The following is a 22234-nucleotide window of genomic DNA, read 5'->3' on the forward strand; positions in this document are numbered from 1 at the left end:
CCTCATCGCTCCCAGCAGGCCGACCCCTGCTTCAGTTCCGTGCCCCGGATGCCGGGGACAGCGGTGGTTCCTGGTGGGAGCCGTAGCGTTCCATGCGCTGCCAGCGCAGGCGGCTGCCGGACAGGGCCGTGGCGACCGACTGGACCACCACGAGGTACATCAACTGGCGGTAGACGAACTGCTGGAACGGCAGGCTCCACAGCGGCCCGAGCCGTTCGCCGTCGAGGCGGAACGCATAGACCCCGGTGACTGCCTGGATGAGCAGGAACGAGCTCCACAGCAGCAGGACGTGGACGGGGTCGAGGAAGATCACCCCGTACACGCTCAACACGTCGACCAGGGGCGCGAACAACGGCAGCAGCACCTGGAAGAGCAGCAGGAAGAGCAGTCCGCGACGACCGAACGTGCCGGCCGCGCCGCTCTGCCGGACCGCGCCGCGGTGCTTCCACATCGCCTGCAGGGTGCCGTAGCACCAGCGGTAACGCTGCCGCCACAGGGCGCGGAGAGAAGCGGGCGCCTCGGTCCAGGCGATGGCCTTCTCCTCGTAGACCACGCGCCAGCCGCCACGCCAGATCGCCATGGTGAGGTCGGTGTCCTCGGCGAGCGTCGCCTCGGAGACACCGCCGACGCGCACCAGCGCGGCCCGCCGCCAGGCACCGATCGCGCCCGGCACCGTCGGCATGCACCGGGCCAGGTCGAAGAGCCGCCGGTCCAGGTTGAAACCGATGACGTACTCGATGTGCTGCCAACGGCCCATCAGTCCGCCCCGGTTGACGACCTTGGCGTTGCCGGAGACCGCGCCGATCCGAGGGTCGGAGAACGGTTGCACCAGGTGCCGGACCGCGTCCGGTTCGAAGACCGTGTCGCCGTCCATCATCACCACGATCTCGTACGAGGCGGCGGCGATCCCCCTGTTGAGCGCCGCGGGCTTGCCCGCGTTCCGCTGGCGGATCACCCGCACTCCCGGGAGCCCGAGTGCCTCGACGATGTCGGCGGTGCCGTCGGTGGAGCCGTCGTCCACGACGATGATCTCGACCGGGTGGTCGGACGCGACCAGGGACCTCACCGTCGCCTCGATACCGGCCGACTCGTTGTAGGCCGGGACGACCACCGACACGGGTTCGGTGACCGGCGGCCCCCACGCCTCCCTGGCGTCCCGCCGATGCCTGGCAGCGGCGATCATGGAGATCACGGCGCGCAGGATGCCCAGCAGTCCGGCGACGAGAAGCAGGACGTCGAGCCCGTCGAGCCCCCAGAGCGCCCCCTTGAGCAGCCACAGCAGCCCGACACCGAGCAGATGCTGGCCCGCGGAGGCGGGACGGTTGGCGCCGGTGAGGTGGAAGGCCTGGCTGACCGTCCGGAAACGGTAGCCGCGCGCCTCGAGGCGCGGAATGAGAGTGTCCAGCGCGGCCACGGTCTGCGCCCGGTCACCACCGGCGTCGTGGAAGAGAATCACCTGGCCGGTGGACCCGGGAGGGGTGGCGTTGCGGACGATCCTCGCCACGCCCGGCTTCTGCCAGTCCTCGCTGTCCTGGGTGACCAGCACGGTCAGGTAGTCCTGACGGCCGAGCTGCCGCATCACGGACCAGTCGGCGTTGCCCACCGCATCGGCACTGGAGGAGTACGGCGGCCGGAAGAGGCCGCTGGTGATTCCCGAGGCGCCGGCCACCGCGAGCTGGTCCTCCCGCATCTCCAGCGTGCGCTGCCAGCTGGGCAGGGCGGGCAGGTAGGGGTGGGTGAAGCTGTGCAGGCCGAGTTCGTCGTGGTCCTTCGCCATCCGGGCGACCAGTTCGGGGTGCGTGGCCACGCCGGTCCCCACGAGGAAGAAGGTCGCGGGCACATGGTGCCGTTCCAGCGCCGCCAGGACCTTCGGGGTCCAGGTCGGGTCCGGACCGTCGTCGAAGGTGAGCACCACGGTGTGCGCCGGCGGGGTGAGCGAGACCGGCTTGGTTCCGTTGGACGAGATCACCGGGCCACCGTTCTCGACCGAGGACGGCACCTGGTCGATGGGCCCCTGCGGAGGGTTCCCGCCGTCGTCCTGGAAGCCGAACATGTGCTGCGTGTAACCCTCGATGAGCAGCGTGAGGGTGAGGGTCAGCACCATGGTCACCAGCAGCACCCAGTGGGTGCGCACGGGCGTTTCGCGGGCGCTACGGCGACGCCGTGGGGAAGAGCTCACATCGGTGGTTTCTGGGATGAGTGACGAGGAGACGGAGGAGACGGGAGTCCCGGCAGACCGTCAGAGTCCGGACGTGCTGTGGGTGGGTGAGGCGGAGGGCGACCCGGTCGGGCTCCGCTTCGCGTGCGGGGACCGCCCGTGGCCCTTGTACCGCGTAGGACTCGGGGACGGCGACGCCGTCGCGGACGGTTTCGCCGTCGGGGACGAGGTCACCGTCGTCGCGGTCGCAGACGATGTCGCCTCGGCGGACGCGCTGCCGACGGCCTTCGACACGGTCGTCGCCAGGCCCGAGCCCCGTTGCCGCTGAACGCTGCCGCCCGCTGCGCCTGTCGAGGACGCTGAGTCCCGGGGCGTCTTGTGCACGTGCTCGGCGACGGCGCCCGTTCTGGGCCGCAAGGGCTGCGGCAGCAGCGCCGGCAGAGTCGGACCGCCGACGAAGGTGCTGATCAGCAAGGCGACGTAGGCCACTGCCGGGGTCACCAAGGCCGCCACCAGGATGCGCAGCCGCCGACGGCGCCCACCTGACATGTCGACGAAGACGGGCTTGGGGACAGGACGGCGTATCGGCAGGCCCCTCAGCCTCAGCGTGTCAGCGCCGGTGGCCTCAGCCGTGGAGCCGGCCATGGCAGACGCCTGGGGCGGCTCCTGAAGGGAGACCTCGGGAGACGGCGACGCGTCCCGCGTCACTCTGTCCCCGGCGGGCGCCGAGCCCTCCGGAATGGTCTGCATGAATTCGAGACAGTACTGGCTTGAAACCGCCTACGCCCCAGGGTCTGTTGAAGCATGCGAAAAGAGTCCGCAAAGCGGACGAGCGGATGAACGGACGAAACGGATGACCTGCGCGATGGGAGCCGTGACGCCCGTCAGTCGTGCGGCCTGCTGATGGTCAGCTTGAAGTCGGCACCCACGGACAGCGGAGCCTTCAGATCCCACTCGCCCCGGTCCGCGAGCTCCTGCAGGGCCTGCGACCGGTCGACGGCCTGCGGCCAGTCGCTCTCGCGGCCGGCGGTGCAGGGGTGCTCCATGTGCTTCCGCCGGACGGCGTTGAACCGAGCCAGCCACGTCGCCTCGTTCACCCCGGAGGCTGGATTGCCCCCGACCAGCTTGTCGGTCTCGTGCACGATCTTCACCACACCGTCGCAGTCGTCGGCGGTCTGGCCCATCATCAGCGCGGTGTCGTAGAGGTTCTCCAGACCGAGCTCGCTCTTCACCCCCTCCTGCGCGCCCAGCTTCAGTGCAGGGGCGAGGTACGTGTCGTGCCCCACTTGAATCTGCACCCTCCGGAAGGCCGGATCCAGGGCGGCCTTCTTCCAGTCGCGCACGAACGCCCCACCCAGCGCGCCGGTGTCGTCGCTACCCGAGTCGGCAAGTTTCTGCAGGACGGCGGTGTACTTCGCGAGCGGATTACCCGGCACGGCGGCGTCGTACTTCCTCACCAACGCGAGCATGTCGCCGCTCTGACTGCAGAACCCGATCCACCCCGCCGTGTAGCCGCACCCGTCGTGCAGATCGGTGATGTAGGCGTACTGCGGGACCGTGGCACCGTTCTCGAACACGGCGGTGATGTCATCCATCATGGAGATCCCGGCCGACCCCGCCGGACTCGCCGCAGGCGTCGCCGGAGTACTGGCCGCACCGCCGGGCTGATCGCCAGTACGGCTTGGCTTGTCGACAGCACCGGACGTACATCCCCCCACGGTGAGCACCGCACCGAGGATGACGAGGACGGTGCGACGTATTCGGCTCAGTCTCAACTCACTCAACTCCACGAACCGCTCCGGCCTGTCCTTTGCTGAGTGCGTCCTCTACGCCTACGGCACCAGGGGCGGTATTGGCCGGTGCCGAGCAGCAGCGCGGCTCACTCTAGATCCTGCTGCTCACGGCGCGATCCGCGAGCAGGCGGCTTGATTCATCATGAGTATCGGTGCCGCAGGCGAGACCCGATGCCTAGCCCTTGATGGCGGTGATACGAGGGCCGCACAACGCGGCCAGGGCCTCGGGGTCTGAGGTGAGAACGGGCGTCGGACCGAGGACGGCCAGGGCGGTGGCGCTGAGCATGGCGTCGACGGCGTACTTGTGGTCACCCGCAGATCGTCGGCGCGAGCGAGGGCGAGCCAGCCGGTGACCGTACGGTCACGAAGGATGGCCTTGGCCAGCCCCTCACTGTCGAGGACCAGGGTGCCGCCCGGGGTGGCGGGGGAGGGGCGAGTCACGCGGCGTCCGTCCCGCCTTGCGTTTGCTGCAGGCGAGCCTGGTGGAGCTGGTCGCGCAGGGTCTGGATCTCTTCGTCGGTGATGGGCCCGTGCTCGTCGGAGTGGTACCGCCGGTCGATTCCTCTGGCCGAGGTGCGTTACAGGCAGTGGCTGGCTTACCTGGAAAAACGGCGCAAAGGAGAGTGAGCAATGGACACGTTCCACTCCTGGGACGAGGTAGGGTACGAGATTTTCGTCGAGGACGTCCTCGACGAGATCAGGGCGGGCGCCCAAAGGCTGGTTGCCCGGGCCCGCGCTCATCGGCTGGCAGAGGTACGACAGGAACTCGGTCTTACCCAGAGCGAGGTTGTGGCGGGCATGCATGTCCGGGCAGGAACGGGTGTCCGCCATCGAACGCGGTAAGGCCGTCTCCACGGAGGTCGGCACCATGGCGGACTACGTCGCTGCGCTCGGAGGCAAGCTGGAGATCGTCGCGAACTTCGACGGCACCCGCGTCGTCATTGCCCGGTGAACCTGCTTCCACGACGCGCCGTGCGGCGAGGCGGACCGCGGCCCCGATCTCTCGGACAGCCTTCGGACATTCGGCGCGGTCATGCAGGCACTGCGCGAGCACGCGGGCTACAGCAGGATCCAGTTCACGGACCTGGTGCGTTTCTCCAAGCACACCGTGGAGTCAGTGGAGTTGGGACGACGTATGCCCGACGCGGCGCTGGTGGAACGCTCCGAGGAGGCGCTGGGCAAACGGGGGCGCTGCGGAAAGCGTCGCAGCACGTGACACGTGGACGCGGGGATGTCGGGCTCGCCGCGTGGCAGTGGGCTCTGCTGGAGCGGGTCGCGGTGAGCCTGTGTACGTACGAGTTCCAGCTGGTGCCGGGGTTGTTGCAGTCGGAGGGGTATGCGCGGGCGGTGTTCGAGGGGACCGTTCCGGTGGCGCCGGACGGCCTGCTGGAGGACTTCATGGCCCGCCGGATGGAACGACAGCGGATGCTGTTCGAGCGGCCGACGACGCCGTTCAGCTTCATCGTCGAAGAGCATGTGTTCCGGCGCCGATTCGGTGCTCCGGACCAGATGCCGAAGATGTTCGACCATGTGCTGGAGCTGAGCGCACCCCGGAACGTGACCCTCCAAGTAGTGCCGCTGGAGTCGGGGTTGCATGCCTGCCTGGATGGGCCGGTGCAGTTGCTGGAGACCCCGAGGGGGCAGCGGCTCGCGTACTCCGAGGGCCAGCAGTACGGCCGTCTGATCTCCGACGTGAAAGAGGTGAGCCTCCTCTACCAGCGCTATGACACACTGCGCTCGCAAGCCCTGAACGCCAAGGACTCGCGGGGTCTGCTGGAGCGACTCCGAGGACGTTGGGAGGGGCGCTCAACTCAAGTCGGTACTGCTTCTCATACACGCCAGCCTCCGTCAAGGCTCCGCGTGCTGCTGTCGCCCTATCCTCGAGCGGATCGTGACTATTGTGAGCTGTGTGACCTCGGATACGTCCCGGTGCCAGCGGAGGCGATCAGATGCCGCAGAGCTGAGAACACCCACCACGGCACCTAGCGCAGTAGCGATCACAGCTGCCCATTCCACCAGTTAAGCGTAGGGGGCAACTTCGACGTTGCCTATGGGGCACGCAGTACGCCGCCACGCCGTCATTTCGGTGCTGGGGCAGACGAGTTGGGCAAGGCACTGAAGGTGGGCCAGCACGCCCCAGCGCACCGGGACCCGAGCACGGGTCTGGAAGACGTGATGGGGAGCGTCTGGCGCCGAAGTTCAACGACTTCTGATCCGTAGCTCTGTAGAGATCGGTCATTGGAGGTCGTTCAGGCTGCGGGGAAGGGCTTGGTGCCCGGTGGTGGTCCTGCCGGTTGCTGGGGTTGCTGTACCTCGATGCTGTACAGCAGGATCCCGACTGGGGGTGTGGTCATGGAACGGGAACAGCTCGAACGGCTGCTGGGCGGTGGCGACGACACGTCATCGGCCGCTCTGGCTGCACTCCGCGCCGACGCTTCTTACATCGTCTGGGACGGAACGACGTCACCCAAGTCGCTCGCGACGGTCTACGGGCGCCGACTCCGTCACACCCTTCGGAGGGGCATCGAGACCTCCGGCTTGGCCCAGGCCGTACAACGCCTCGACCTATACGGTCGACCGGTTCGCCTGGGTCAGATCCGGACTGCCGACGCATCTTGGATCTTCATGCTGTTCCTCGACGAGGACAGCAGCACGCTGGTGGCGTGTACCGGCGTTCGGCAGCCCCAACCGGACCCACCACGACCAGACGCCTGCTGAAGCTCTGCAGCGCCAACACGCTTTCCAACTGTGGTGGATTGGGTCCCGAGTCAGTGCTGAGGTGAGGGGGCCGCCCCCCTCCAGGGCGGTTGAGCAGATCGACATGCGCTGGGTGCAGCCATGGAGGTGCCGGAACAGGAATGGCACGTTTATTCGATACCCTTGGATCCTTGCTGTTGGAGAATACTCGGCGGCATAACTCCGGGTGGTGACATTTGACGCATTTAAGGGGGGGCAGTGAAGGGCAAAACGCGCCGAGCGGTATCCGTAGCAGTCGTATTCGCATCAACAGCAGCCATGACAATAGCTGGTAGCGAAACTAGTAGCGCAGCAAGCCGTGCCTGCTGGCGGGCGAGTCACAGTCACACCATCACCAAGCTGAGGGTTCCTCTACTGGAGAGCGGGTTCACTTACCGCTGGTGTGCCCAGAATGGTCGAATCGACGAGTTCGTCGTAGAGAGTTGGCACAGCGTCATTCGCAATTGGGTTTGGGCGTCTGACCCTCGTGCCGACATCCAGCCGAGTATGTCTCTGGGGCAGGACCATCTGCATATCCATGCCGACTTCAGCGCGAAGTCGACACTCTCGGGAAGCGGAAAGTTCAAGGGAACAAAGGGCGAGGTGAACGTGAGTTGGTCGCCTGGGCGTTTGGGTGACCACTACGAGATCGACTTGTGGCCAGATGGGCGAATCTCAGGCGAGATCTGGAAGGGCTGAGCTCGATTCATTGATCGCTCTCATCGGTTCGGCGCACAGTGCGTTCTCGCTGTTGGCCGGCGCCTGGTCGGAGTCGCCGTTCTCGTATCGCTGCTGATTGCTCTCGGTGTCCACCTGTTTCCGTTGGTGCAGTCGCGCGCGGTGTTCCAAAGATCGTCAGGGATAGCCAAAGGGCCCCCAGCCAGCGGAGAATGTGCAGGTGGGGGCTTGGCCTTCCGTCTCCTTCTTCTTGCCCTGGGTGTTGTCGGGGATCTTGGTGAGCTTGGTTTTTGCTGGTCAGGAGACCACAGGCTTGCTCAGCTACTGTCATCGCTGGCCGTTGATGAGTGGTCTTGAGTCACCTCGGACGGCCCAGAGACGGCCCGACCGTTGGTCGCCTCCACCCGCAGGAGATCGTCAGGACTCATGTACGTCGAGATGTCAGAGCTTGGCGTACATGGGGTCGCCAGACGCTTCTCCCGCTCTTCCTCTGACATCGGTTCGAACTCGGGCGGCTCGTAGCTCTCGTCCGTCCACCCACAATGTCTGCAAGTACCTGCCGCTACGCTGTAGGACTCGCACTCGTCACAGCGCTTGACGGAGTTTCCGAGTCGCACCCGCGCCGCCGTGAATACACCCAACAGGTGCTCAACGGCTTTCAGCCCGATCTCAGCGTCCGTCCGCACTGCCCGCTTCGCGTGGGTCAACCAGTTGACGTACTCCCAGGTCTCTGCAGCGCTCTTCTTCAGATAGGAGCGGAGCTTTGTAGCGGAAGCACCAGCTGCCAGGTAGTTCACCAACAGCTCAGACCACGCCCGGAAGTCGGCATCCTTCGGCCGGTCCTTGCCGGCCGGCACCAGCTGATCCGAACGCGTCTCTCCAACGAAGGAGACCAGGCACTCGCGAAGACACACACCTACGGATTGGAAGTTCTCGGCCTCATCTCCACTGTCATAAGCCTCGAACGCTTGCTCCCACCGACGCCAGGAGCCTGGCAGAAGCTCGGCTTCGTCGGGTGCGAGTGGCACCTGTCGTTCCTGGAGGTACGACATCCGAAGCATGAGTCCAACGTGAAAAGGTCAGGACAACGTCTCGGCTCTTGAAGTCCCGTTGGTCGTACAGGTTCGTGCTGTTGGTTACGACCCACCATCGGGTGTCTTCGCAGTGCACGTCCCAGATGTCGTGCCGTACTGGGCCCACCAGTTCAGAGGCGGCCTTCTCCAGATGCACGACCTCCTCATGGGCTTGGTCCTCGACGTAGGCCCTGATGTGAGCCTTCTCCTGGTCCGTCGCTCGCACGCCTTCCCCCTATCCCTGGTGACGCGAGGGTAGCGAGAAGCCGACGGCCGGGCAGCTCAATTGGGCCTCTGCGCTGCACTCATCTCTGCGAACCGCGCTCTCAGCCTGGGAAGCTGATGTGATCTAGGGATCGCTGAGCGGATGACCTGCGGCGGAAGAGACCGGCGTCTGGTGGGCGGCCTCGTTGGTTCCCCGGTGTTCCCCTTGGTTCCCCGTACGAACTGGCACGCGTCTGGCACGGGCGTCGTCGGCACCAGGCGCTCTCGATCGAAGACATCGATGGCGTGGCGGAGTGCGTTTGCTGATCGCCTGCTGCCAACTCGACCTCCTTCGACGAACGTCCGGGACACAATGTGCGGTGCGGTGCGGTGCCGCCGTCCGAGATCAGGGCTGAAACGAAGAGTTGACATGCAGAATACGAACGATGGGGCCGGTTTAACCATCGCTGCGGTGATCGTTGCTCTCGTGGTGAGACAACAGCTGCGCACGCGTCTGGTGCGGCGCAACGGCTCGCTGATCACCCCGGTGGTTCTCGGTGTTCTGGGCGTCTTTGGGATCGCCTTCGGCGTTGCTTCGGTGATCAAATACCACCCGCTGACCGCGCTGCCCATCGTGCTGCTGGCCGTGAGTCTTGCAGTCGCGGCGGCCTTCGGCGTGGCCAGGGCGCGTACCGTCCGGGTCTGGAGTGGCCCTCAGGGCGAGGTACTGCGCAAGGGGACGGCTACCACTACCGCTCTGTGGCTGACGTCAGTTGCCGTGCACCTTGGGCTGAGCCTGTGGATCGACCATGCGGCCGGAGTCGGGTTACTGGGGACGGCGTCGCTGTACGCGTATCTGGCGATCGGTCTCGGGACGCAGAACCTGTTGGTGTGCGGACGGGCCACGGCACTGGGACCCCGGCCTGACACGGCCGACACGAAGTCATCGCAGGCTCGTCGCAGCCGATCCACACGCTGACGGCATCGGTGCGCGACGCGCATGGGAGAGCGGTCGGCGGCTCTCCGCTACCCGCGCCAGGCAAGAAACACCCCATCTTGCCTGAGGTCCAGACTTCACTGCTGTACGGCACAGGGACCGCAGCACGTCAGGTTTGCCTCAGGTTCCGCTACGGGTCTCGGCTTCGGCCTGGGCGATGGCTTCGGCTTCGCTCTCGGCCAGTGCGAGCGCCACACCGAACGCCTGGGCAATGTGGCCCGCGGCCGACATCACGCGCGCTGTCCCCACGACGGGGGCGATGGCGACGAGAAGGTCTTGCAATTGCTCGACCGTGAATTCGGCCTTGATCGCGGGGGGGATGTGGGCCAGGTAGGAGATCGCCGGTGCATCCATGGCCACGAGTGCGGCTATGCGGGACAGGATGAGCGTCCGGCCCTCCATGTGACAGCGCTCGATGGAATCGAGCGTCATGGCGGTGATCGTGTCGAGTACAGGAGTCTCAGATGCAGTGGCCATGGTGGGACCGCCTTCTAGTGGTGTAGGGAGCTGAACCGCCAACCGCTCGACGCGGCGATCCCCCCCCCGCGTGCCCGGCGGTTGCCACTCAAGCGTAGACACCCTCAGCTGGGCTCGCGCGTCGAGCCGGTCACCCGGACCGGGTGAGGCTGCCAGCCCCTGCCCGGCGCAATATGGGCACAGTAATGGGTCTGAGCTCGTAAAGGATCTTGCTGAAGTGCCCTGGTCGGGTGTGACTGGCGTGAGGAAGCCTCCGATCTCGGAGGAGCTGACCTGCTCCGGGCCGCGTGCCGGCCACTTCGCTCAGTCAACCCCCCGGGGGCCCCTGGAAGAGCCACACTGAGCGGATGAGCTCTGGAATGGCATCCGACCTGGTCGTCGGCCTTGTCCCTCTCCTCGGCGTGACTGTTGGTGCAGCAGCGACATTGCTCGTACAGCGCAGCGCGGCACGGGAGTCGCGAGCACGAGTCGCCGAGCAGGGGCGCGCCGCACACCGTGCTGAAGTCAAGGCTGCGATCTCCAGCTATCTGGAGGCAGCACACAAACTGCAAGGTGAGCTGGATGCCCGGGAGCGCGGGGAAGCCGCACCAGCTATCAAGAGCCTTGTTGAACGACTGTGGCTGGCCGGGAAGCAGGTCGAGATCATTAGTTCAGACGATCTTCAACGACCTCTCATCGCACACAACAAGGCACTGCATGAAGTGTCCCGCGACCCGACGCAGTACCCGGACTGGTGGGTACACCTGAAACCGCTTCAGGCAGACCTGCTCCGTGCGGTAAAGAGGGAACTTCGCTAGGAGCTTGCGCGTGCCCGTGTCGGAGCTGTGTCGCGTGTATCGCAGATGGTGCGTGAACAGTGAGAGACAACGAGAAAGAGCGGGAGTCAGTGAGACTGACTCCCGCTCTCTCATGTCGGCATCCGCACTGGTCAGAGCATGATTCTTGCTGGCTGACTGGCGAGTGCCCCCGGCAGGATTCGAACCTGCGCACACGGCTCCGGAGCCCATCAGAGACCGTTGCCCTCTTGGGGTGCTGACCTGCGGGGGAGGGGTGGCCACGGTCGCTGCTGACGAAGATCATTACGCCCCTATTACGTGGGTGGCCTGTCGGGCGGTCGGTGCGGCCCGTATGGTCGAAGCATGATCTCGGGCAGCAGCGAGGGACCGGACGGCGGCGCGGAGTTCACGGCGGAGGGCCTGGAGCCTGTCCTCCAGGAAGCATGCGCGACGGTCGGGCTCGACTCCCGCGGCGCCGAGTTGCTGCGGCTCGGTTCGAACGCGGTCTACCGCCTGGCGTCTTTACCGGTCATCGTCCGCATCGCGCGTGATCGAGCGGTGCTCGCCGAGATGGAGCGGGCCGTGAGCGTGGCCCGTTGGCTTGAGACGCAGGAGTTCCCGGCCATGCGCGTGCCGGCGTCGGTCGCTCAACCGCTCGTCGTCGGCGGCCTCGTGGTGACGTTCTGGGAGAGCGTCCAGGAGAACGAGGAATACGGAACGGTCCGGGAACTCGCGGATCTCCTCCGTCGCTTGCACTGGCTCGAAGAACCCGAGTCACTGCACCTGCCGTACTACGACCCGCTGGCCAAGGTAGCGGCGTCCCTCGAAGGGTTGGACGGCATCTCGGCGGAGGACCGAACGTTCCTCGAGGAACGGGCCTCGAGCCTCGGTAAGGACTACGACCGCCTGGACTTCGTCCTCCCCTTCGGCATGATCCACGGTGATGCCAGCATCGGGAACATCCTCCGCCACCGGGACGGGCACGCGGTGCTCATCGACCTGGACGGCTTCGCCCTGGCACCACGTGAGTGGGACCTAGTTCAGACAGCGATGTTCTACGAGCGGTACGCCTGGCACACAAAGGCGGAGTACGCAGAGTTCGTGCACCGGTACGGCTTCGACCTGATGAACTGGCCCGGTTACGAGACCCTGGCGGACTTGCGTGAACTGATGATGGTGGCCTGGCTCGGTCACCAGGTCACGAGCAGCGACCGGGCTGCCGCCGAGTTCGCTCGGCGAGTGGGGTCCCTTCGGACTGGTGAGGGCCGAGATCAATGGGGCCCGTTCTGACCGAGACGTTGGCGCGTCAGGAATCGGCCTGACCGCCAGCGGCAAGCCACAGTCGCTGGTCTCTGACCTGATCGGTGAAGCTCTGTACGTCCCTGTTGCTACCGACGCCTGCAAGGTTCTGCCGAAACTCGGCAAGGTAGCTGATGCAGCGAGCCGACTTCAGCTGCTCGCCCAGGTCGAGCGCATCGAGGGCGACACGGCAGGCTTCCTCGACGTCGCCGGCGCGTAGGTGGGCGTCGGCCAGGACCATGGTCGCGAAGAAGTCGCTCCGTACATGGCTGCCGCTCATGGCGTTCTCGGCGTAGGCGACGGCCTTTCGGGCGCTGTTGACGTCGCGGAAGCAATGGGCGGCCTCGGCAGCAAGCTCGGCTTCGTCGAAGTAGCTGATCCATTCAGGCTCGTCGTCGCTGTTCCGGCTCTCCAGCGCCTTCGTGGCTGCGGTCAGGGCTGCTTCGCAGGCACGTACATCGCCGGTGCGGGCAAGAGCGCGCGCCTCCATGGCGTGGAACTGGGCGCGCAGTGTCGGCGTGGCCACCGGGGAGATCCCCATGAGTGCCGCGCGGGCGAGCGTCGCGGCTTGCGTATAGCGACCGAGGAATGTCGCCTGGTGGCTCATGGCGGACAGGATGCTTCCGGCGAGCCGACGGTCGTTGGCGTCCTGGGCCAACCGGAGGGCCTGGAGGAAGTACCGCTGTGCCAGGCCGTGACGGCAGGCGTCGTACGACATCCAACCGGCCAGGAGGGTTGCCTCTGCCACGGTCGAGAATAGGGCTCGCCCAACCTGCTCGGTGTACTGCCCGCGCAGGAGCGGCGTCACCTCGGTGCTCAGGTACTGCACGGCTGCGTGTCGAGCGTGGTCGCCTCCGAACCGGTCGTCTAACTCGGCGAACATGTCCGCCGTGGTCTTGACCGCGGCGACATCTCCGAAACCGACGCGCATTCCGTCTCGACGCTGCCGAGGGATGGCCGGCTCGGGTGCGACCAGCCAACGGAGCGAGGCTTCGTTCCAGGCGGGCTCGGACGGCTCGGCCTGCAACAGGGGTTCGTACCGGTTGAGTTCAGCGCGCCACAGCTGACCGACGGTATCGATCGCGCCTTCGGGACTCGCCGGATAGCTGGCGTCCAAGAGCCCGGTGTCCCGCTCGCCCTCGTGGTTCAGCCCCAGCTCGGCTGCGCTTAGGTCGTACGCCTCGCACAGCAGCGGACCGTAGAAATCGTCCGGCGCGCTGTGGCCGTTCTCCCAACTGGCGATGCGGCGCTTCACGCTGGCGTCCGCCGGTAGCTGGTGGCCTCGGCGAAGCGCAACCTGACGTAGCTCGCGTACCAGCCTCGGCTGACTCCAGCCTCGGCCCGTACGGGCTTGCCGTAAGCGAACGCTGATCGGCTCCAGCGAAGACGTGACCGTTCCCTCCCCACCTGAGCACGGGTGCGACTTCTGGGGCGCACGACTCTTTGGCTTCACGACCGAATGTACGCGCAGTTCCTTACCGCGCGCTGCAAGTAACCCTAGATCGAGGGCGTTGATCGGTGACGGCGGATGACGCATCCCCGCCTGACCCGTCATCCCCCGTCACCTCTCGTCATCTGCCCTGGCCAGGGTGGTGAGCCCGAGTCTGGACACAGGCGGCATGGCGGCCGCAACCCAGTCTCGACCGAGGTGAGATGGCGTGCAGAGAATGACCAGGAGCGGCATGGAGTGGCTGTCGGCGGCAGCGGACAACCCCGTTGAGTGCCGGCAGGTGTGGGCGGACGATCCCCGCATGCCGTGCCTGCTGCCGACCGGCCGCTACTTCGACGTGGTGAGCGTGGAACAGCGCCTCGGGATGGAGATGTTCGACCGCCTCTTGCGGAGCGCAATGCCGTTCGGACCGGCGGTCATCGACCGCAAGGCACAGCGAGTCGGGTTCTTCCTCTCCTCGCAGAGCCGCGAGACCTTCACGCAGTACCTCGAACGCGAAACGTCCTCGCCGCCGTCGTACCGGTACCTGAGCAAGGACTGTGCCGTCGTCGTACCGGGCCCCATCCCCCTGGCCGACGACCGCTATCAGTGGCTCCGCGCTCCTACGCGTCGACCGGAAGCCAATCCACTGCGCCCCGTCGCCCTTGCCACTGCGCTGGTCGCTTCCGCGGAACTCCTCGCAAGGATCGACCGCTTCGACGAGCAGTACCCAACGCCGTACGCGGCGGTCGCCGCGCTCCCCGAGGAGTCGAACACGGATGCCGAATGAGCCGACCGACGGGCGCGACGCTGCCGCGTGGTCGCCTCTCGACAGCGACGGCTGGTACGCGGCCCGAAACGCGACCACCGCACTGCGAGACGTCCTTGTACACGCTGGCCTGGAGAAGGACTTCCCTTACCTGCGCGCGGACTTGAACGCCTTCGGACACGGCCTTGTCGAACTGGGCCGAGTGTCCCCCGCCACGGCCGAGCGCGTTGCAGAACTCCTGCGCCTGGCCCTCGCGAGCGGCTTCGGCCGAGACCGTAACGACGACGGTGACACACCGACCATCGCCGAAGAACACCAGGGAAGGGCCTGACATCATGACCGACCGGCGCGGAGTTGTGGCCAAACGAGCGGAGAACCTGTCGCCGGGCGTGCCCTATGTGCGCGGCTGGAACCGCGCGCGACAGAGCGCCGGTGCTCTGGCTGATCAGCTTGTGTTGCTCGGGCTGGACTCGGACTTCCCCGGCCTGGTCGCCGACGTCAACGTTTTCGGCGACGGGTTGGTGCAGCTCGGGACTGTGCGTCCTGAGGCGGCTGAGCTGCTGGCGAGACTCATCACGGCCGGACTGGCCGCGGAATCGGCGGACACGACGACGAACCTGCCCCTGCTCCCTCCCCGGGAAGCGCCGGCGGCTTGAACCGCTCCTCGGCGGTCTGTTGCCCTGCCGCTCGGCCGGGACCGGCGCCCCAGCGCCGCAGCCCGGACGAACGGCAGGGCAACCAGCTTGGGAAGCTGCGATCACTCGCCGTTCGCTGGGGTGCTGAGCTGGACTAATGACCGGGGCGAGGATTCATCGTCCTTGGCCACTCTCGCCCTGATTCCTCACTGCTCCCCGCTCGATCTGCTGCGCTTGTGGTGCTGCAGCCGAGTCCTCACTTGGCACCGTTGACTCGTCGATTTCGATGTAGAGGCTGGCGCGGAGGCGCTCCTTGGCTGCGTCAAACGACTGGTGCAGTCGGGCATGAAGATCTCGCTTGCTGGGCCGCAGCATGAGGGGAATGTCGGCGGCCAAGTCGCTCTGCGCCCACGCCCGAACCTCTCGGCTCTTGCCCACTCGGTTGAGACCGCGCTCTGCCTGCTCCAGGACCGAAGCGCCCCAGCCGTCGTTGTTCCACGCGGCGGCGCGGCGAACTTCAACGTCGAAGAGGACTTCCCTGCGGGCGTCGGGCGTCTCGCGCAAGCCTATGACCCGCAACTGTGAGAGTGAGGGTACGGCTGCCCAGGCCCTGCGGCTTGCCGCCAACAGGTGCGCACCCAGTAGCCCGGCGTACGCCTCATTGAAATCGGGCTTCGGCCAGGCCTTGGCCGACAGCCTGCCGGTGGGGGTGGTGTGGGGCATCTTCTCCGGAAGCACGTGCGGTCCCGGCAGCAGGACGGCGATTGTCCCCGCAGAGCCGCAGGCATCCACCACCTGGACCGGTGATGGGCTGTCCTGGAAGGCTTCGAGGAGAGCCGTGGTGATGGCGGAGCGTTCGCCTCGGCAGAGGGCGTCCCACTCGGCGTTGGCGGCGCTCTGCCGTTCCTGTTGGCCTTGTTGGGCTACGGCGTAGGTGTCGGCTGCTTGCCTCTCCCCGTAGTCGCGCGCCTCCTTGCGGATCTGCCGTCGCCGGCGGCGCTGCCACCAGTGTGCCTCGGTCTTGCGGCGCGCCCACTCCTTCTCCCGGAAGGGCGTCGCGTCGACCGGGGCGGGCTCAGGGACCAGCGGTCGCTGCGCTTCAGCGAACTGTTGGTGTCCGACGGACATGAGCCGAGCCAGTTCCTCCAGCGAGGCAGTCGCCTCGGCCGCACGGACCCCATTACCGACCGTGCCCCGGCTCGCAGAACGCGGGCGAACTCCGGAGGAAGGCCGACGACCTGCTCCCACCGTGCGCCGGCCGCCACTGCCGAGGGCGACGTCGATGATCTTGTTCTCGGCTGCCCCAATTGGGTGCGTGACGACGTACGCGGTTCGGCTCACCTGCTTGATCGGCTGCGGCGTCACCGCGTTCTTGACTGTGCGCACGGGATGCATCGCGCGGCGTACGGACCGAGGCGTCGCCTTGCGTACCGATTTACGGGCAACACGCCGAGCAAAGCCCATATGCCTGCCTCCTTCGGGACCCTGCATCAAGCCTACGGCTGGAGGAGCAATGTGACCCCGTTGTAGCCGTCACGCGGCGGTTCTCGGAAGAGCGCGCGGACGTTACGGAACGTCACTGGACGGAATCGGAACCTTGTGGGTTCCTGTGCGCCAACGTATCCGGAGCCTTAGCTTGGAAAGCTTGGGTTTTCTGGCGGCAGTTGTGGCACTGAACTGGGGCGGGACCGTGTTGGAGGCCTAACCGTATCCGTGGCCAGTCCCCGCTGTTCCCCGTGGTTCCCCGCAGGATCTGGCACGTGAATGGCACGACCCGCTCGCCTCGGAGAACCCTGGGCGGAAGCTGAGTCTTGGAAGTCTGAGCCTCAGCCGACGACAGTCAGCCACGACGGCGGGTGCGTCGGCCCGACCAGGCGCGCGTGTGCTTCGCTCCACCCCCACCGGCTCCAGCCACGTTGCTCGAAGCACGCCACAGGCGTCACAGTCGCCGGTTGTCTCTGAGGTAGGGGACCACCAAAAAACGCGGCTTGTTGAAGATCGCGATCAGGATGATCAGCAGCCAGCAGATCACCTGTCCACCGATGGCCATCGCCGAAATCACCAACCAAGGGTCGGCCGGTTTCTGTGTCTGTGTGACTGCGAGTCCCACGACCGGCGCAGTGACCATGACGGCCATCAAGACGAAGTTGGCCGCAACGACCACGACGCCACGTGTGAGGACCCACCCCGGTGCCCCTCTCACACTGAATGATTGGGCGGCATCGGGAGCGCGCTCAGGATGTCCCCAGAGCCGGACGGCGATCACGACGTATCGGACAGCTAGCGCCACGAAGAGGGCTAGCGCAATGAGGCCCCCGACCACTTGCCATCTCCGCTCATCTGTCCCCCGCACACAGCCGGTCCAGGATAGAACCTCATCTCACCAGTGGGACAGCCATGCGCATGAGCTGTGGCCTCCGGCAGCAACCAACCTGAGACCTCGTACTCCGAAGGGGCCAGCCTGAAAGGGAATCCCTCCTGACCTGGCCCTTCTCTCTGTGCCCCGCAGAATTCGAACCTGCGACACCCGCTTTAGGAGTTCGATCCCCCTTCAGCCTGTTCGCGGCTCGCCTCATGAACTGGTGCCGTACGTGGCTGCTGGGTGCCGCCGCCGTCCGGGGTCGTTGATGTCAGCGTTGGATGTCAGCAGAACAGCTCGGGTATCGGGCAGGGCTCCAACGGCTCCTCCGGACGGTCGGCCCAGCGCCACCAGACATGCCGACCGGTACACTTCCACACCGCCCGGCAGGCCCGCCGACCATCGTCCTCCCGATCGACAAGAACGAAACCGCCGAACTTTATGGGCTGGCTGCACTCGGGACAGTCCGTGGCGTCGGTCATGCAGCGCACCCTAACGGAGCGACCGCTTCGTCCCGAAGCAACTTGGATGGGGGCGCTACCTTGGGTTGGCGGAGCTCTTACCTGCGTTGATGGTCCGCAGACGTTCGCGCCCGTCCGCCGTTGTACGTCGGCGTTGTCACGCAGTTAGACACGCAGGTGGTGTTCTGTGTGGTTCGCAAATCACTTCTCGCGATACCTGATCGCACCCTTCTTCAGTTCACTTTGGCCACGCTTCGTCCAGTCACCCTGATGGAGGTACAAGTAGCAACGGGCCGTGCCCTTCAGCGTCCATAACACGCATAGAAGCCTATTGGATCGTCCTTACAGTCAAGTTCCTTCAAAGTTCGCCGTCACAATTTTGCTAGTCGCTTCAAAAGCGTTCGATATTGGGTGATAAATTCATCTGGTTCGCGAGGATCGCTTCCATAGAAATAGGCGGAGTCGACACCGTGTTCGTCGTCTAGTTGAAGCTCTTTACGTAGGTGCTTCAGGAGGGTTGCGTCTACTTCGTGGCCGTCGCTGCGGTACCCGACTGTGGCGCCGTAGGTTCTCACTTTTGAAAGACCGAACAAGCCTTTCGCTTGAACCGTACGTTGTACCTTGATCCTGTTCCCAGGCATTGGAGAGCCGATCTGACAGTCAAATCGTGAAAGGATTCGGCGGAGCTCGCGCCATTTCAACAGGCGGTCTCCATGCTGTATTTGCCGACTATTTTTCAGGATCCATCGAGCAATTTCTTGAACTTCTCGATCGGCGACCGAACTCCATCCAGTTGGCACGAGACGGTGTTGAGCTACCTTCAAAACCAACTTGAACAAGTCGCTCTCTGTGCAAGTGAGAAGCACATTATTCCGATCCAGGAAGGCCAAGGCTGAGACGAGAGCGGTACGCTTGTTTCCATTATGGAACGGGTGGTTGTGGATAATTGAGTGCAGCAACGCCGCACCAGCCAGTTCGACGGTCGAGTATTTACGCTCACCACCCAGAGAGGTGCCAGGGCGAAACGCAGCAGATTCCAGAAGGTTATTGTCTCGCACGCCGGGTGGATCAATTGGATCCTTAGAAACTCTGAAATCCTCTACAAGAGCGTCGTGGATGCTGCGAATGTCTGCAGACGAAAGCAAATCGGCCTCGCGCTCTCGACCGACGGTCTGCCAGATAAATTCTGGTTCGTCTGACTGCCCGCTTGAGGTAGGAATAGGAGAAGTAATGACCGGGGAGAAAACCCCCGATCTTCTTAGCTTTTTGAGGGCACCCTTAGGTAGCATGCGCGCATCTGGCGATACAGAAATTCCATATGTCAGTAGACGCTCCCGCGCTTCTTGCTCTGTCACCCCCCAGGCCTGTACCCAGTATGCTAGACACTGCATCTTCTTAGCTGTGACTACCCCCAGTGTTGAGCAAACACCGGACATATCGCGCACAGGTATCGTGTCGTCAATGTCTTCTAGCGACTCATAACCCGCGTCCCACAGGGTTACAAGTGCGAGATCGTAGTCAAGGCCAGCTTCGTCGGCCAGTTCTCTAATGGTCTTCACCTTGGACAACAACGACTCCCCATGTTTCGACCTTCAAGGTCATATTACGACTGAGCGGCCCTCTGTGCGAGGCTTGTTGAAATTGATCATTGGCATGCCTAATCAAGTTGGGCCTGGTGCGAGCCGAGCCATAACGCCCAATCCTCCACGGGCGAGAGCGAAATAGGGCAAAAAGGTAGATGTCAGCATCGGTTTATTCCAGCCTGAGTGTATGAACATTGCAGACGCCTGGGTCGCTGACCTGGGCATTTATCGTGAAGCGGGGATGAGAATCGAATTCTCACTCTCAGCTTGGGGAGCTCGGGTCTTCTGCCGCAGGCTGCACCTGGGGCAGAAGGGTGCCGGCGCCTGGACGGATCGCCGATCGATTCCCCGTTGCTCCCCGTGGTTTCCCGCACCCCTGGCATGACCTCTTCGTCCCCGAACTGCTGGCTGTATTGGTGGGCTGCTGCTCTGGTCACTCACTCAGTAAGGCTTTGATATGTCAGCGACCGAAAAAGAGCTCAGCCGCTTCAGATCTTCGATCGATATCCGAAGGGACTCCGTAGACTTTCCTGTTCCGCACCAAACCTTATGCTTTCCGAGCAATCGATGATCCAATATCACGGGAACGTATTTCGGCATACCAAATGGCGGTACGCTGCCGACAGTGAATCCTGTTAGCTCCTCCACCTGTGATTGCGTTGCCGCAGTAACGCAACGCCTAGGTTTTCCGAGGTAACGAGCAACCCTCCCGAAGTCCAACTTGCGGTCAGCGGGAATTCCGAAGAGAAAGAGCTGTGGATGAAGGTTGTCACGTTTAGGATCGCCGGAAGTTGCCACAAGGATGGACTTAATCAGTTCCCCTCTATCAGCCTGTATGACTTGTTCAACCTCTTCCATGTTTTTAACCGGTCCGTGATGACGAACGTCAAGGGTAACGTTATGGCGCTTAAGTAGCTTGACTACCCACTCGTATCCGCTCACCTCAGGCTTGTACTGAGGTCGCCCCTCGCGGCGCCCGACAGCGACGATATAGGGCCCGGCAGCTATGTCCAGATTTCCCGCCAACAGGTGATCTACATTCGTGCAGAGTTTACGCGCCACCGAATCAGAGAATAGCTCTTGAGGGAACAAGGCTGACAGCGTCGGAAAGGTGGTTAGGCTCAGAAGCCTGAAATTTCCTTCTACCTTCCGCTTGATTTCTCGTGGCGAATAAGAGCGTGCTGAGATGGTGTATTCTACGCCGCCAAAGTCAACTCGTAGGGCGTCCTCTCCTTCCACTGCTCTCGCCGCTAGAGCTGGGCGCCATTGCAGGTTGAGGCCGTTTACCAGGGCAGCCGAATTATAGAACGAGAAAATAGCAATGCCTTGAGGCTTTAGCGCTCGCTTCACGACACGGAGAAATCCTTCCACGCTTTGTACGAAGCTTCCCATTCCGAATGCCGAGTTGACAAGAGATGCACATCCTGCAGGGAGATCGAGCGGATTCACCTCGACATCCTGAACCTCAAAAAGAGCATTGCCGATTGCTCTCGAAATCTTCTTCTGTGTGGCCACTTCAATCATTTTAGGGGAGAAGTCGTAGGCGTAGACCTGGTCGAAGCGCCGAGCCAGAACAAATGTGTCGCGCCCTGTTCCGCATCCCAAATCTATGGCCAGATCATGATCGGGTGCTTCATGAGACCACTGTTCGAGGACTTGGATTTCATAATCCATATAGCTGCCGGTGGCAAAATTACTCTCTGCATAAAGGTCGTCATATCGATCGGCAACCGCTTCAGACAGTTTTAGGTGCTCGGTACGTCCAATTTCCCAGTCCATGCCTTTCCCCTCCTGAGTGGTGGCCGCAGATAGATTGCCCGTAGCAACTTGCCGTTAATTGTCATCCCGCTCCGGTATTTCTATTGCCGTCAGTCGTACCCCTGCCTTCACGCCGAACTCACTCAACCGGCGAGGATCGAAGGGTGTGCCCATATGTTCACGGGCCCACAAGGCCCCCATATCCTGCAACTGTTTTCCGTTCGCGTCTTTCAGAATCCATCTCTCGCCGTAGGTAAATGGCCTAACGTGTGGACTTACCTGCACGTAGAGCTGATTCAAGAAGGTCGAGACCTCGGTCTCCTCGTCTACGGGAAGAAGTACAGTTGCCACATCTTCCTCGGGTGCTATTTGGGAGATGTCCACGGTGATACTGGACTGTGCCACCTTATCCTCGGTGAGCTTTACGGCACGTTCCACGACATTTTCCAGTTCGCTATGGCGCACAGGACTTTCCTGCGACCACGCCAGACGCGCACCGGCTTCAGCACTTATCCGCGTGGCTTGGGACAAGGTTGTCTGGCTGTACGCGGAATATTTGTGCATGGCGTCTGCTAGATCGTTCAAGGTGGCGTACTGTGTGTAGGATTCCGGAGGTACAAGAATTAGTGGGTTACTTTTGAGGATGTGAAAAAAACCAAGAGCGATCGCCGTAATGAACAGAACGGCAAATGTGGAAAAGAGGCCTTGAATCCAGCCACTGGTTTTGATGGCTGCTGTGGTGACGAGTACTTCACCCAGACCAATTAGGAGGGCTATTACACCAGCTGGCCCGCGTCCTACCAGTGCAAGTTTGCCTGATTCGCCCGCCATGTTGGAACGCCTCCATAAATCCGGTTGCGTTTACCTCTATGCTAGGCGGTGAACCCTGAGGTCGCACGCGGAGAGATGTCAGGAAAAGTTGAGGGGTTAACTTCCTCTGTGCGTTACGTGGCAGCGTCGCCGAAAATGGAACAATTATGAGAACGAGGTCGCATCATGGAGTGCCGAGGTCGGCGGAGCGGCTTTGGGGTGGCGCTGCTTTGGCGGGA

At 63.8% G+C, this 22234-nt stretch carries 19 protein-coding genes and 3 pseudogenes; 10 read left to right on the top strand and 12 right to left on the bottom strand.

Annotated elements, in window-relative coordinates:
* Nucleotides 1-31 precede the first annotated feature (31 nt).
* Entirely contained in the window at nucleotides 32-2134 is a 2103-nt protein-coding gene (locus ACIRVK_RS01900) for a bifunctional polysaccharide deacetylase/glycosyltransferase family 2 protein (RefSeq protein WP_404242910.1), read from the bottom strand.
* A 61-nt stretch (nucleotides 2135-2195) separates the two neighbouring features.
* On the opposite strand from ACIRVK_RS01900, the gene ACIRVK_RS01905 reads away from it, so the two are divergent.
* A complete protein-coding gene (locus ACIRVK_RS01905; RefSeq protein ID WP_404242912.1) occupies nucleotides 2196-2486 on the top strand; it encodes a hypothetical protein in 291 nt (96 codons plus the stop codon).
* Nucleotides 2487-3042: 556 nt separating this feature from the next.
* Here ACIRVK_RS01905 and ACIRVK_RS01910 read toward each other — a convergent pair.
* The 3 genes and pseudogenes from ACIRVK_RS01910 to ACIRVK_RS01920 all read right to left on the bottom strand — a co-directional run.
* On the bottom strand, nucleotides 3043-3756 hold the full coding sequence (locus ACIRVK_RS01910) for a chitosanase (RefSeq protein WP_404242914.1): 714 nt from the start codon (nucleotides 3754-3756) through the stop codon (nucleotides 3043-3045).
* A 370-nt stretch (nucleotides 3757-4126) separates the two neighbouring features.
* Nucleotides 4127-4392, bottom strand: a pseudogene (locus ACIRVK_RS01915) (hypothetical protein).
* Nucleotides 4389-4487, bottom strand: a pseudogene (locus ACIRVK_RS01920) (CopG family transcriptional regulator); the annotation flags it as partial. The pseudogenes ACIRVK_RS01920 and ACIRVK_RS01915, both read right to left, overlap by 4 nt.
* A gap of 266 nt (nucleotides 4488-4753) precedes the next feature.
* Here ACIRVK_RS01920 and ACIRVK_RS01925 point away from each other — a divergent pair.
* From ACIRVK_RS01925 to ACIRVK_RS01935, 3 genes and pseudogenes are all read left to right on the top strand, one after another.
* Entirely contained in the window at nucleotides 4754-4903 is a 150-nt protein-coding gene (locus tag ACIRVK_RS01925; RefSeq protein ID WP_404242916.1) for a hypothetical protein, read from the top strand.
* Nucleotides 4904-4927: 24 nt separating this feature from the next.
* Nucleotides 4928-5742, top strand: a pseudogene (locus tag ACIRVK_RS01930) (helix-turn-helix domain-containing protein); the annotation flags it as partial.
* 561 nt (nucleotides 5743-6303) lie between these two features.
* On the top strand, nucleotides 6304-6669 hold the full coding sequence (locus tag ACIRVK_RS01935; protein WP_404242918.1) for a hypothetical protein: 366 nt from the start codon (nucleotides 6304-6306) through the stop codon (nucleotides 6667-6669).
* A 1013-nt stretch (nucleotides 6670-7682) separates the two neighbouring features.
* Here the strand turns inward: ACIRVK_RS01935 and ACIRVK_RS01940 are convergent.
* On the bottom strand, nucleotides 7683-8393 hold the full coding sequence (locus ACIRVK_RS01940; RefSeq protein WP_404242920.1) for a hypothetical protein: 711 nt from the start codon (nucleotides 8391-8393) through the stop codon (nucleotides 7683-7685).
* 679 nt (nucleotides 8394-9072) lie between these two features.
* Between ACIRVK_RS01940 and ACIRVK_RS01945 the strand changes: the two genes are divergently transcribed.
* Nucleotides 9073-9621: a hypothetical protein gene (locus ACIRVK_RS01945; RefSeq protein WP_404242923.1), complete on the top strand. Its 549-nt coding sequence runs from the start codon at nucleotides 9073-9075 to the stop codon at nucleotides 9619-9621.
* A 138-nt stretch (nucleotides 9622-9759) separates the two neighbouring features.
* Here the strand turns inward: ACIRVK_RS01945 and ACIRVK_RS01950 are convergent, their stop codons facing one another.
* Entirely contained in the window at nucleotides 9760-10116 is a 357-nt protein-coding gene (locus tag ACIRVK_RS01950) for a carboxymuconolactone decarboxylase (RefSeq protein WP_404242925.1), read from the bottom strand.
* Nucleotides 10117-10463: 347 nt separating this feature from the next.
* On the opposite strand from ACIRVK_RS01950, the gene ACIRVK_RS01955 reads away from it, so the two are divergent.
* Both ACIRVK_RS01955 and ACIRVK_RS01960 read left to right on the top strand, forming a co-directional pair.
* On the top strand, nucleotides 10464-10913 hold the full coding sequence (locus ACIRVK_RS01955) for a hypothetical protein (RefSeq protein WP_404242927.1): 450 nt from the start codon (nucleotides 10464-10466) through the stop codon (nucleotides 10911-10913).
* 342 nt (nucleotides 10914-11255) lie between these two features.
* Nucleotides 11256-12182, top strand: a complete 927-nt coding sequence (locus tag ACIRVK_RS01960; protein ID WP_404242929.1) for a phosphotransferase — start codon at nucleotides 11256-11258, stop codon at nucleotides 12180-12182.
* 16 nt (nucleotides 12183-12198) lie between these two features.
* On the opposite strand, the gene ACIRVK_RS01965 is transcribed toward ACIRVK_RS01960, so the two are convergent.
* Nucleotides 12199-13446 carry a hypothetical protein gene (locus ACIRVK_RS01965; protein ID WP_404242931.1) on the bottom strand — a complete coding sequence of 416 codons (1248 nt, stop codon included), beginning with the start codon at nucleotides 13444-13446 and terminating at the stop codon, nucleotides 12199-12201.
* Between the two features lie 403 nt (nucleotides 13447-13849).
* Here ACIRVK_RS01965 and ACIRVK_RS01970 point away from each other — a divergent pair, with 403 nt between their 5' ends.
* The 3 genes from ACIRVK_RS01970 to ACIRVK_RS01980 are packed head-to-tail and all read left to right on the top strand — an operon-like array spanning nucleotide 13850 to nucleotide 15045.
* The gene (locus ACIRVK_RS01970) at nucleotides 13850-14410 is read left to right on the top strand and encodes a bifunctional DNA primase/polymerase (RefSeq protein ID WP_404242933.1); all 561 of its coding nucleotides are present in this window, start codon (nucleotides 13850-13852) and stop codon (nucleotides 14408-14410) included.
* Nucleotides 14400-14720, top strand: a complete 321-nt coding sequence (locus tag ACIRVK_RS01975; RefSeq protein ID WP_404242935.1) for a hypothetical protein — start codon at nucleotides 14400-14402, stop codon at nucleotides 14718-14720. The genes ACIRVK_RS01970 and ACIRVK_RS01975 overlap by 11 nt, the downstream gene beginning before the upstream one ends.
* A 4-nt stretch (nucleotides 14721-14724) precedes the next feature.
* Complete coding sequence (locus tag ACIRVK_RS01980) at nucleotides 14725-15045, top strand: hypothetical protein (protein WP_404242937.1); 321 nt, start codon at nucleotides 14725-14727, stop codon at nucleotides 15043-15045.
* A gap of 153 nt (nucleotides 15046-15198) precedes the next feature.
* On the opposite strand, the gene ACIRVK_RS01985 is transcribed toward ACIRVK_RS01980, so the two are convergent.
* The 5 genes from ACIRVK_RS01985 to ACIRVK_RS02005 form a co-directional block, all read right to left on the bottom strand.
* The gene (locus ACIRVK_RS01985; RefSeq protein WP_404242939.1) at nucleotides 15199-16410 is read right to left on the bottom strand and encodes a hypothetical protein; all 1212 of its coding nucleotides are present in this window, start codon (nucleotides 16408-16410) and stop codon (nucleotides 15199-15201) included.
* A 553-nt stretch (nucleotides 16411-16963) separates the two neighbouring features.
* Nucleotides 16964-17161, bottom strand: coding sequence for a hypothetical protein (locus ACIRVK_RS01990; RefSeq protein ID WP_404242941.1), 198 nt, complete (start codon nucleotides 17159-17161; stop codon nucleotides 16964-16966).
* 1054 nt (nucleotides 17162-18215) lie between these two features.
* Entirely contained in the window at nucleotides 18216-19403 is a 1188-nt protein-coding gene (locus tag ACIRVK_RS01995; RefSeq protein WP_404243145.1) for a type II toxin-antitoxin system death-on-curing family toxin, read from the bottom strand.
* A 465-nt stretch (nucleotides 19404-19868) separates the two neighbouring features.
* Nucleotides 19869-21206 (bottom strand): YbaK/EbsC family protein, encoded by a 1338-nt coding sequence (locus ACIRVK_RS02000; RefSeq protein WP_404242943.1) that lies wholly within the window; start codon nucleotides 21204-21206, stop codon nucleotides 19869-19871.
* A gap of 54 nt (nucleotides 21207-21260) precedes the next feature.
* The gene (locus ACIRVK_RS02005; RefSeq protein WP_404242945.1) at nucleotides 21261-22016 is read right to left on the bottom strand and encodes a hypothetical protein; all 756 of its coding nucleotides are present in this window, start codon (nucleotides 22014-22016) and stop codon (nucleotides 21261-21263) included.
* Between the last annotated feature and the right edge of the window lie 218 nt (nucleotides 22017-22234).

Source organism: Streptomyces sp. NPDC101152, from assembly GCF_044768275.1.
GTDB lineage: Bacteria > Actinomycetota > Actinomycetes > Streptomycetales > Streptomycetaceae > Streptomyces.